General features: G+C 36.7%; 12 protein-coding genes and 1 riboswitch. Of the genes, 1 reads left to right on the top strand and 11 read right to left on the bottom strand.

Annotation, left to right across the window (positions count from 1 at the left end):
- Window positions 1-126 precede the first annotated feature (126 nt).
- The 11 genes from moaE to moaA all read right to left on the bottom strand — a co-directional run bounded on the left by moaE (window position 127) and on the right by moaA (window position 8,391).
- Window positions 127-579: a molybdopterin synthase catalytic subunit MoaE gene (gene moaE / locus V6255_RS04900; RefSeq protein ID WP_341627128.1), complete on the bottom strand. Its 453-nt coding sequence runs from the start codon at window positions 577-579 to the stop codon at window positions 127-129.
- Complete coding sequence (locus V6255_RS04895; RefSeq protein ID WP_160061390.1) at window positions 580-828, bottom strand: MoaD/ThiS family protein; 249 nt, start codon at window positions 826-828, stop codon at window positions 580-582. It abuts the gene before it with no gap.
- 9 nt (window positions 829-837) lie between these two features.
- Window positions 838-1,320: a cyclic pyranopterin monophosphate synthase MoaC gene (gene moaC, locus V6255_RS04890; protein ID WP_341627127.1), complete on the bottom strand. Its 483-nt coding sequence runs from the start codon at window positions 1,318-1,320 to the stop codon at window positions 838-840.
- A complete protein-coding gene (gene moaB / locus V6255_RS04885; protein ID WP_341627126.1) occupies window positions 1,320-1,838 on the bottom strand; it encodes a molybdenum cofactor biosynthesis protein B in 519 nt (172 codons plus the stop codon). The genes moaC and moaB overlap by 1 nt, the downstream gene beginning before the upstream one ends.
- Window positions 1,839-1,886: 48 nt before the next feature.
- Window positions 1,887-2,498, bottom strand: coding sequence for a molybdenum cofactor guanylyltransferase (gene mobA, locus V6255_RS04880; protein WP_341627125.1), 612 nt, complete (start codon window positions 2,496-2,498; stop codon window positions 1,887-1,889).
- A 288-nt stretch (window positions 2,499-2,786) separates the two neighbouring features.
- Window positions 2,787-3,365 (bottom strand): NapC/NirT family cytochrome c, encoded by a 579-nt coding sequence (locus V6255_RS04875; protein ID WP_025563132.1) that lies wholly within the window; start codon window positions 3,363-3,365, stop codon window positions 2,787-2,789.
- A gap of 15 nt (window positions 3,366-3,380) precedes the next feature.
- Entirely contained in the window at window positions 3,381-3,848 is a 468-nt protein-coding gene (locus V6255_RS04870) for a nitrate reductase cytochrome c-type subunit (RefSeq protein ID WP_160061386.1), read from the bottom strand.
- 118 nt (window positions 3,849-3,966) lie between these two features.
- Window positions 3,967-6,462 (bottom strand): nitrate reductase catalytic subunit NapA, encoded by a 2,496-nt coding sequence (gene napA, locus V6255_RS04865; protein WP_341627124.1) that lies wholly within the window; start codon window positions 6,460-6,462, stop codon window positions 3,967-3,969.
- A complete protein-coding gene (locus V6255_RS04860; RefSeq protein ID WP_341627123.1) occupies window positions 6,459-6,734 on the bottom strand; it encodes a chaperone NapD in 276 nt (91 codons plus the stop codon). Before V6255_RS04860 ends, napA begins: the two co-directional genes overlap by 4 nt.
- Before the next feature lie 35 nt (window positions 6,735-6,769).
- The gene (napF, locus tag V6255_RS04855; protein WP_341627122.1) at window positions 6,770-7,246 is read right to left on the bottom strand and encodes a ferredoxin-type protein NapF; all 477 of its coding nucleotides are present in this window, start codon (window positions 7,244-7,246) and stop codon (window positions 6,770-6,772) included.
- Window positions 7,247-7,413: 167 nt separating this feature from the next.
- Complete coding sequence (gene moaA / locus V6255_RS04850) at window positions 7,414-8,391, bottom strand: GTP 3',8-cyclase MoaA (RefSeq protein WP_341627121.1); 978 nt, start codon at window positions 8,389-8,391, stop codon at window positions 7,414-7,416.
- Window positions 8,382-8,532, bottom strand: a riboswitch (molybdenum cofactor riboswitch). It overlaps the preceding gene by 10 nt.
- A 222-nt stretch (window positions 8,533-8,754) precedes the next feature.
- Here moaA and V6255_RS04845 point away from each other — a divergent pair.
- Window positions 8,755-10,299 carry a histidine kinase gene (locus tag V6255_RS04845; RefSeq protein ID WP_341627120.1) on the top strand — a complete coding sequence of 515 codons (1,545 nt, stop codon included), beginning with the start codon at window positions 8,755-8,757 and terminating at the stop codon, window positions 10,297-10,299.
- Window positions 10,300-10,318: the final 19 nt, after the last annotated feature.

Genomic DNA, 10,318 nt, shown 5'->3' with positions numbered 1-10,318 from the left:
CTTAATAACTTAATAACTTAATAACTTAATAACTTAATAACTTAATAACTTAATAACTTAATAGCTTAATAGCTTAATAGCTTAATAACTTAATAGCTTAATATTGGATTTAAGTAGTATATATTTTTACTTCTCAACCCATTTAGACAGCGCATCTTGATCGACTTCGCGAGCATCTACCCATTGAGTTTGACCATCCGACATGGTCTCTTTCTTCCAAAATGGCGCTTGTGTTTTTAAGTAGTCCATTATGAATTCACAGGCAGCAAACGCATCACCACGATGTTGACTGGCAATACCAACAAATACAATTTGATCTGAAATAGCTAATTGTCCCACACGATGAATCACCGTCGATTCAATAACATTCCAACGTCGTTTTGCTTTTTCCACAATATCGACTAAGCACTTTTCCGTCATACCAGGATAATGCTCTAACGATAAATCGCTAACACTTTGGCCATTATTAATATCACGTACCAAGCCTGTAAAAGTCACAATGGCACCGACCGATGTTTTACATTTTAAGCGGTCGTATTCTTCTTGCTGATTAAAATCTTGTTCTTGAACACTGATCATTTATCCGCCTGTCACCGGTGGGAAATAAGCCACTTCGTCACCGTCTTTTAATAACACATTATCATTAACCATCGCTTGATTAACCGCTTTCAAACAAAGCTGTGATGTTAAAATATTGCTCCATTCCGCTTTGTGTCCGATCAAGTATTTAAATAGTTGATCGGTATCTTCAGCAGCAGTCACTTCAACCTGTAGTTCTCGACAACCGAGTTGTTCACTCAGTTTTGCAAAAAAAAGTACTTTAATCATTTAATAACCTTATTCTACTGCTTTGAAGTGGCCTGATTTTCCACCTGTTTTTTCTAGAAGTTTCACAGAGGAGATCACCATGTCTTTTTGAATCGCTTTACACATATCATAAATAGTTAATGCAGCGACCGATGCAGCGGTTAATGCTTCCATCTCGACACCCGTCTTTCCCGACAACTTACATAAGCTTTCAATACGTACTCTATTGTATTCAGGCTCTGCGGTGATGTTCACTTCGACTTTAGTTAAGGCAAGTGGATGGCATAATGGAATAATATCTGATGTTTTTTTAGCGGCCATGATACCTGCAATGCGAGCAGTGGCAAATACGTCACCTTTATGATGTTGACCATTAACAATTAACGCTAAGGTTTCTGCTGACATATCGACATAGGCTTCAGCAATCGCTTGACGGACCGTCACTTCTTTTGCTGTGACATCAACCATATTAGCTTTACCATCTTGGTTAATATGGGTAAAAGTAGCTGACATTATTTAGCTCCTAGGTGCGGCATAAAGTTGCATGGCTTATGTTGAGCGTTGATTTGCTCTTCAATTATTTTAGTCCAAGCTGTTTTACAAGCACCAGTAGAACCAGGCATACAAAAAATAACGGTATTGTTAGCAAAACCCGCTAATGCACGACTTTGGATCGTTGATGATCCAATTTCCTGATAAGAAACAGCGCGGAATAACTCACCAAATCCTTCTACTTGTTTATCAAATAACACAGATACCGCTTCAGGCGTTGTATCACGGGCTGTAAAACCAGTTCCACCTGTGATTAACACAACTTCAATTTTCTCATCTGCAATCCACTGCGACACAATTGCGCGGATTTTATACGGGTCATCAATGACAATTTGCTTATCGACTAGCTGGTGACCTGCCGTCGTTAACGCTTCAACTAAATACCCACCTGATGTGTCAGTCGTTTCATTACGCGTGTCGGAAACTGTTAACACTGCAATTTTTGCAGCTGTAAATTCTTGGCTTGATAAATGACTCATATTAATCCTTTTGATCTGGTTCTAAAGTACCGGTTTTATTTGTATTTTTTACTTTGATTGTTTCATCACCCGTAACATCGATAAACAGTGTTGCCATTGCTCGGGCGTATTAGTATTTTCAAATCTAAATGCATCAGTTTCTTTTTGATTAAACCCTTTTATATCAAGTGTTTCAAGCAAACGATATAAAGAACGATGTTTTTTTTGTGTGGTGGTGACAACCTCTGCTAAATAATCTAACAACGCTTGGTTTAATGTGAGCAACATCGGAAAGGTTGTTTTCTGATAGTAAACACCCTGCGAGAGCGATAACTCAGTATTTGTTGTGTTTAATGTAAGAAAATACTGTAGTAAATAACGGCAGTCTTGTTCAGCTAATAACGGCATGTCGACAGGAATAATAAACACTGCGTCGTAATCGCGATAAAGCTGCTTAGCACATGCAGCAATGCCTGCAATTGGGCCTAAGTCAGTCTGTTGATCAGCAATACAATCAAAGCCTTCATATTGTCCACTTACAAAGCAATCTTCGAACCCAACGTTATGTAATAGGTCAACGCTTCGTTCTAATAAAGTTTGTTGTTCAATAGTGAGCTTCGCTTTATCCTGCCCCATTCGTAATGACTGTCCACCCGCTAAAACAACACCTGCAATTTTCACATTAACACCTAATGATTTCCATACTTTGATAAATCAATATTGATTGTGCATTTTTTGGCGTTATTAATGCTAACAATACACAATCCTAACAAACATATTAACTTAACTGCTTATACTGCTTTATACATAATTTGCTCAATTTTATTCATTCAACAAAAAAGGAGCTAAAAGCTCCTTTTTCTTGATTCGAATGTCAATATTAGCATACAAACTATTGTAACAACTGTGCTGATGATGTGGCCAACTATTTTCTTTAAGCAAAACCAGTCATTGCGTTGATGTTACTCCTTACTGCCAACCTTCAATACCTTTCATATCAGGTAGTTGATGTGCAATTCCTTTGTGACAATCTACGCAGGTTTTATCGCCAGAGGCAAGCGCTGTAGAATGCTGGCTTACACTACGTTTACCTTGTTCACTGAAGTCCATATATTCAAATTGATGACAATTACGGCATTCTTGTGAATTATTTTCTTTCATTCGTTGCCATTCACGATTTGCTAAATGGGCGCGGCGTGCTTTAAATTTCTCATCAGTATCAATTGTCCCCATTGCAAATGCGAACAACTCTTTTGATGCTTGTACTTTACGTACAATTTTATCAGTCCATTTATGTGGCACATGACAATCAGAACAAATAGCACGTACTCCTGAACGATTAGAATAGTGAATCGTTTCACGAATTTCTTTTACGATAGGTGCATGACAACCTGAACAAAAGGCTTCTGTATTAGTCGCTTCCATCCCGGTATTAAATCCGCCCCAAAAGATGATCCCACCTAAAAAGCCGATCACTAGAATAAAGCCAAACGAGGCTGTTGAAGGTGACTTCATAATCACCCATAAACGCTTTAATAGTTTAAGCATATTTTGTGCTCCTGCTTAGCGTAATGAATCAACCGGGGTAAATGAATTATCTACTAATGGCTTAGCATCTGCCTGCGTTACGTGACACTGTAAGCAGAAGTAACGACGAGGTGACACATCTGACAATGTTGTGCCTTCACGGGTAATAAAATGCGTGACACTCACTTTAGTTGCGCCCATCGCACCTGCATTTTTAAAACTGTGGCATGACAAACATTTGTTTGCGTTCAAATTTACCTGATAACCTCGAATAGAGTGAGGAATTAAAGGGGGTTGTTGCACATAATTTCGATCAATCAAATGCTGCTCACGTGGTACCTTTTTTAAAGCTTCTGCTTTATTTACATCTGAAATTTCGACTAAACCTCGTAATGAAGGTACGCCGCCATTATTAGTCAAAACAATCTCCTCTGCGCTAAACACAGTCGGTGAAGAAAATGCGATGATAGATGCAGTGAAAATCGCTGTTAATATTTTTTTCATACTCTTTCTCCAATTTGTTACAACTGATATGAATAAGTTATCTGCTATAACAAAGTGCGCTAAATTTAAATAAGTGCTGAATCGTTTAATTAAGCGGCATTATAAATGCCGCATTTAATTAGGCTTTTTTAGTGATTTTAACGGCACATTTTTTATAATCAGTTTGTTTTGATAGCGGATCAGTTGCATCAAGCGTTATCTTGTTTGTTAACTGTTTTGCATCAAACCAAGGCATAAACACTAAACCTTTAGGTGGGCGATTACGTCCACGCGTTTCAACACGAGAGGTTAATTCTCCACGTCTTGATGCCATTACAATTTCATCACCACGGCGCAAACCTCGTTGCTGAGCATCATCGGGATGCATAAACACCACTGCATCTGGAAAAGCTTTATAAAGTTCAGGCACACGTCTTGTCATTGAACCAGAATGCCAATGCTCAAGTACACGCCCCGTGCTTAACCATAGGTTATATTCTTCGTCTGGCGACTCAGCAGGTGGCTCATAAGGTAAAGCAAAAATAACTGCTTTTTTATCAGCATGTCCATAAAACTGATAACCTGTTCCTTTTTCTACATAAGGGTCAGAACCTTCTCTGAAACGCCATTGTGTTTCTTTACCATCCACTACAGGCCAACGTAAGCCACGTTCTTCGTGATATCTATCATAAGGTGCTAGATCATGACCATGACCACGTCCAAAACTTGCATACTCTTCGAATAGACCTTTGTGAACGTAAAAGCCAAAATGACGTGCATCATCATTTAATTGATCATCTTTAATTTCATCTAAACTAAACGCATCAACATGACCATTTCGATACAGTACGTCGTACATAGTTTTGCCTTTGACTTCTGGCATTTTAGCGATCAAATCATCGCTCCAAACTTCTTCAATCTTGAATCGTTTAGCAAACTCCATCATCTGCCATAAATCAGACTGTGCACCTTCAGGCGCTTTAACTTGTTGATGCCATGCTTGTGTACGACGTTCGGCATTACCGTAAGCCCCCTCTTTTTCAACCCACATTGCTGTCGGTAAAATAAGGTCACCGAGTTGCGCCGTGACGGTTGGATAAGGGTCTGATACCACAATAAAGTTCTCTGGATTTCTATAACCCGGAATAACTTCTTCATTAATGTTGGCAGCCGCTTGCACATTGTTATTACACATCACCCAGTAAGCATTCAATTTGCCATCTTTTAACATACGGTTTTGTAAAACGGCATGGTATCCAGGTTTAGCAGGGATAGTCCCTTCTGGTAATTTCCATATTTTTTCTGCTATAGCACGATGCTTAGGATTATTAACCACTAAATCAGCCGGTAAGCGATGCGAGAACGTACCCACTTCACGAGCAGTACCACAGGCAGACGGTTGACCCGTTAGAGAAAATGGACCTGAACCTGGTTTTGATATTTTGCCTGTTAATAAATGCACGTTGTACATTAAGTTATTAGCCCACACACCACGAGTATGTTGGTTAAAACCCATCGTCCAGTATGAAGTCACTTTGATGTTTGGATCGGCGTATATTTTGGCAAGTCTAATTAATTTATCAGCAGGTACACCTGACATTTTCTCTGCATACTCAACATCGAACTCAGAGACATAGTCAGCAAACTCTTCAAACGACATTAGCGTAGATGCGCCAGAATCTGGATTTTTAGCAGCCGCTTGTAAGGGATTAGTTGGACGTAAGCCATAACCAATATCTGTTGTACCTTTACGGAAGTTAATATGCTTTTTAATGAAGTCTTTATCGACTGCATCATTTTGAATAATATAATTTGCAATAAAATTCAGAATAGCTAAATCAGTTTGAGGCGTAAATATCATGCCGTTATCTGCAAGTTCAAAAGAACGATGCGTATAAGTAGACAACACATGCACACTGACATCAGGATTGCTTAAACGACGATCAGTTAAACGCGACCATAGGATTGGATGCATCTCCGCCATATTTGATCCCCATAATACAAAGGCATCTGCATTTTCAAGATCATCATAACAACCCATTGGCTCATCAATACCAAAGGTACGCATAAACCCACCTACTGCAGACGCCATGCAATGACGCGCATTAGGATCTAAATTATTACTACGAAAACCTGCTTTTAATAATTTGCTAGCTGCATAACCTTCCATTACCGTCCATTGACCCGAACCAAACATACCTACTGACGTTGGCCCTTTCTTTTTTAAAGCGTCTTTAAATTTTTCAGCCATGATCTCAAAAGCAGCATCCCAAGAGATTGGTTCAAACTCACCTTCTTTATCATATACACCATTAGTCATACGTAGTAATGGTGTAGTTAAACGATCTTTACCGTACATTATTTTAGAAAGGAAATAGCCTTTTACACAGTTCAAGCCTCTATTTACTGGTGCTTCAGGATCTCCCTGTGTAGCAACCACTTTACCATTTTGTGTTCCGACTAAAACACCACAACCTGTACCACAAAAACGACAAGGCGCTTTGTCCCATTTAATTTTAGTGGCATCTTTACTGGCAATGATATTGCTCGCAGAAACAGGTAATGCAATACCTGCAGCCGTTGCAGCAGCCGCCACTGCTTGTGCTTTCATAAACTCACGTCTAGTAAATTTCATTGTCCTTCCTCGCTGTTGTTTTGCGTAGATTGTTCAAACTCATGGTAAACAAGACTCGTATGTACAACGCCGTCTATGTCATTAATATTGTCAATGCACTTCATTATTTCTCGTTGGTTTGCAGCTTCTATCACCACTATGGCTTTGCCTTTTTCAGTGACTGTTACCAACTCCGCTTGTTGTGACTCTTGGATACAAGCTTTAAGATCCAATATTTTTTCAGGCCTCACATGTACAATTAAGCTCGATATGTGTAATTCATCTGTTCTCATCTACTTTCCTTATCGACTTTCTTCACCTACTTTTCTCATCTATTTTCCTCAATGCTAATTGCACTGGTTGGACAAGGTGAAAAGCAGGCTCCACATCCATTACATTTATCTAAATTTATTTCTGGAACAGCATTGATGCCAATTTGAAAACTTAACGCTTCCTCCGGGCAACTTTCCCCGCAACTTCTGCAATAAACATTCTCAAACGCTAAACAGGCATGACTTATCACTGCCTTTTTATGCCAAGCTTGCTGAGTCGTTGCTACAAAAATATCTTCCTGACAACTTTCAGCACATTTGCCACAAAAGGTGCACTCTCCCAATGAAAAATCAATGACAGGAAAACCGCCATCTCCTTTAACAATAATATTTTCAGGACAACTTGTTATGCAACTTTTACATTGAGTGCAGTTATCTAAAAATTGTTGTTTATCATCAACCCAAGGCATCAAATTATTAATGATAAGCTCAGATTTACGACGAAATAAATTACGTTTTTGTATATCAACCATAGGTATAAAATAAATGTTAAATTAATGTAAAATAAGATAAGTGTAACTGTAGCAGAACTATTTTGAGAAGTGAGACTGATTGAATATTGCTTGATTTGGATCAACAGAATTTATGAGGTATTTAGACATTCTCCGCAAAAGCGGAGAATTTATAAACAAATGAGTAACTAACCGCCAATAGATGCTAAGTGAGGGGTACCGCCAGTTAAGCCTAAATCAAGAAAATGTGAGGATTTTTTTTCTTTTAAAGCGGCTAAAATGGTTGATTTTAATTCAGCTTTGTCCGCACTATTTTGTAACAAATGACGAAGATCAACACCATCTTCTCCAAATAAACAAAGGTGCAATCGTCCAACAGCAGAAACGCGTAATCGATTACAATTATCACAGAAATCTTTACTGTAAGGCATGATTAAACCAATTTCACCTAAATAATCAGGATGGAAAAACACCTCTGCAGGGCCATCATTGGCATGACGATTTTTTTGAACCCATTGCTGACTTAACAATACATCTTTAATGCTTTGACCTGATAAATGATAACGATTAAAAAACTCGGCATTATCATCTGTCTGCATTAACTCAATAAATCGGAGTTGTATTGGTTGTTGTTTTATCCAGGCTAAAAATGTACTCAGGTCATTATCATTTAACCCTTTCATCAATACACTATTCACTTTTACTTGTTCAAAGCCAGCGGTAATACAGGCATCGACACCTTCCATTACTTTGTGAAAAATATTTTTACCCGTAATAAGATTAAAGGTATTGGCATCTAGGCTATCGATGCTCACGTTTATAGCGCTTAGTCCAGCTTCAAACCAATGCTCTGCATGTTTACTTAAATTAAACCCATTGGTTGTAGTTACCACCTTTTTAATACCGTCAGTAGTCGCTATCTGCTCGATAATATTGGGGAAATCTTTTCGTAAACTTGGTTCTCCGCCTGTAATTCTTACTTTACTTGTGCCTAATTCCGCAAAAGCATTAATAAGGTTTTGTATTTCATTTTGGGATAGAAATTGTTTTTGATGAGTACGTTGGTAGCCATCAGGTAAACAATAATTACATTTGAAATTACATTCATCAGTAATTGATAAACGTAAGTATTCAAATTTTCGATGATACTTATCTATTAATTGCATGGTCAGTTCCTTTCCAAACACGGGAGGCAAACCCATTTCTAGGTTTACCCTTCTTAACTAGTTGTAAGTTAAGCGGCATACATCGCATATTTAAAATAATATGTTAAAGTTAGCGATATATGCTCGGAGCTAAATTAAATATAAATGACTTAAACCTCCTTTTAAAGGAAACTCAATCAACATGTTAATCATTATTCTTAACTATTTATGAAAATTAATCTACTATTTCACTCACTTTCTATTACAAAGGTGATTACAACAATCGCTTTACTGATATTGATAATATCAGGATCTCATATCTTTATTTTTCTTACTACAACTCACAGTCAAAATATTAATAAAGAGGCAATTAAAAGCTTAGTTGTGCTTAAAAATGAAGCTCAAAGCTTTATCAATGCAAAGAAGCTTGATAGGGATGCTATTATTGTTTCATTTAATAAATTTTCTCCTACTCTTGCTAATAAATTATTAGAAAATAAATTCTTTGATGTCAGTCATATCTATACAGCAAATACAGACTTGAAATTTGAGTTGTTAACACTTCAAGAAAAATTTCCAGAACTTTCTGACAAACAGTTATCTGCAAAATTGGCAGTGTTAGTTGATAATGTTATGTTAGCAGTTCAACAATATAATATTTTATTAGAGAAAGAATCTTCAGTTATCTTCATCTCTGAAATAGTTGTATTTTTGTTTATATTGCTTATCTCATTATTTTTATTAGTTTATTGTAGACGCTATATTGTTACGCCATTAAACCAACTAGAAGACAATGTCAGTTCAATTTCTAACCACCATTTTAATGTTGAATTTTTAGATCATAGTAATGAAATTGGAGTATTGTCCACTGGTTTAAAAAGCATGTCAGCCGAACTTGAATCTTTAATTGCTGCAATGCAAAAGAAAGTATTTGATAAAAAAACAGAATTAGAAAGTGCCAATGAAAGCATTCAATTTCTATTCAATATTTCTCAAAAATTAAGTACGGTTAAATTAACACACCCTATTATCATAGAAGCATTAAATGCTTTAGCAAAACAGACTACTTTAACCAAGTTGTGTTTAGAGTTGGTTAATGGAGTGCAGATAGACAGTGATTATGGCTGTGCAACTGATGATAAAAATTGTAAACGTATCCCTATCATTATTAATGGCGAACCTTATGGTTATTTAAATTATATTCAAACGGTATCAACAGATGAAAATACCTCGATTATTGTCAGCTTTAGTAGTTTGCTTGCTCGCGCTTTATATCAAGAAGAATATAGTTTACAGGAACAGAAGTTATTATTGATGGATGAACGTGGGGTTATTGCTCGTGAACTTCATGACTCCATTGCACAAGCACTGTCTTTTCTTAAAATTCAATGCACTGTTTTAAATCGTCAAATCGATTCGAATACAGACAGTGAGCAAATTAAAAGTTCAGTTAATAATATTAAAGAAGCTGTCACAGATGCTTATGTACAACTTCGTTCTTTACTTTCTACTTTTAGATTAAATATTAGTGTATCTGATTTTAAAGAAGCAGTATTAATTATGATATCTCAATTACAAAAACAAACTACAGCAAAAATTCAGTTGGGTTTGTTTGAATCTAATTTCCAAACTCATGCTAATCAACACATTCATTTATTACAAATAATAAGAGAAGCCATAATAAATGCGATGAAACATGCAAATTGTGACAATATTGTTGTTAATTGTGTGGTTATAGACCAAAAACTTATCACACAAAAAGTTATCATTACTATTTGCGATGATGGCGTAGGAATAGAAGAAAAGCCTGGTAAAGAGAATCACTATGGCATAGAAATTATGAATCAACGCGCAAATGAACTTAATGGTGTATTAGAAATCAAAAACTTACCCATTGGTACAGAAATCAAACTTATATTTGAAATTTAGCTTTTTACCAAAAAATCAT

It is taken from the genome of Psychromonas arctica, from assembly GCF_038155225.1.
GTDB lineage: Bacteria > Pseudomonadota > Gammaproteobacteria > Enterobacterales > Psychromonadaceae > Psychromonas > Psychromonas arctica_B.
This window is presented reverse-complemented; position numbering and strand designations above follow the sequence as displayed.

What these genes read in the sequence shown, in the direction of transcription:
- moaE (WP_341627128.1), bottom strand. Translation starts at nt 579, where the DNA reads ATGATCAGTGTTCAAGAACAAGATTTTAATCAGCAAGAAGAATACGAC.
- V6255_RS04895 (WP_160061390.1), bottom strand. Translation starts at nt 828, where the DNA reads ATGATTAAAGTACTTTTTTTTGCAAAACTGAGTGAACAACTCGGTTGT.
- moaC (WP_341627127.1), bottom strand. Translation starts at nt 1,320, where the DNA reads ATGTCAGCTACTTTTACCCATATTAACCAAGATGGTAAAGCTAATATG.
- moaB (WP_341627126.1), bottom strand. Translation starts at nt 1,838, where the DNA reads ATGAGTCATTTATCAAGCCAAGAATTTACAGCTGCAAAAATTGCAGTG.
- V6255_RS04875 (WP_025563132.1), bottom strand. Translation starts at nt 3,365, where the DNA reads ATGCTTAAACTATTAAAGCGTTTATGGGTGATTATGAAGTCACCTTCA.
- V6255_RS04870 (WP_160061386.1), bottom strand. Translation starts at nt 3,848, where the DNA reads ATGAAAAAAATATTAACAGCGATTTTCACTGCATCTATCATCGCATTT.
- napA (WP_341627124.1), bottom strand. Translation starts at nt 6,462, where the DNA reads ATGAAATTTACTAGACGTGAGTTTATGAAAGCACAAGCAGTGGCGGCT.
- V6255_RS04860 (WP_341627123.1), bottom strand. Translation starts at nt 6,734, where the DNA reads ATGAGAACAGATGAATTACACATATCGAGCTTAATTGTACATGTGAGG.
- napF (WP_341627122.1), bottom strand. Translation starts at nt 7,246, where the DNA reads ATGGTTGATATACAAAAACGTAATTTATTTCGTCGTAAATCTGAGCTT.
- moaA (WP_341627121.1), bottom strand. Translation starts at nt 8,391, where the DNA reads ATGCAATTAATAGATAAGTATCATCGAAAATTTGAATACTTACGTTTA.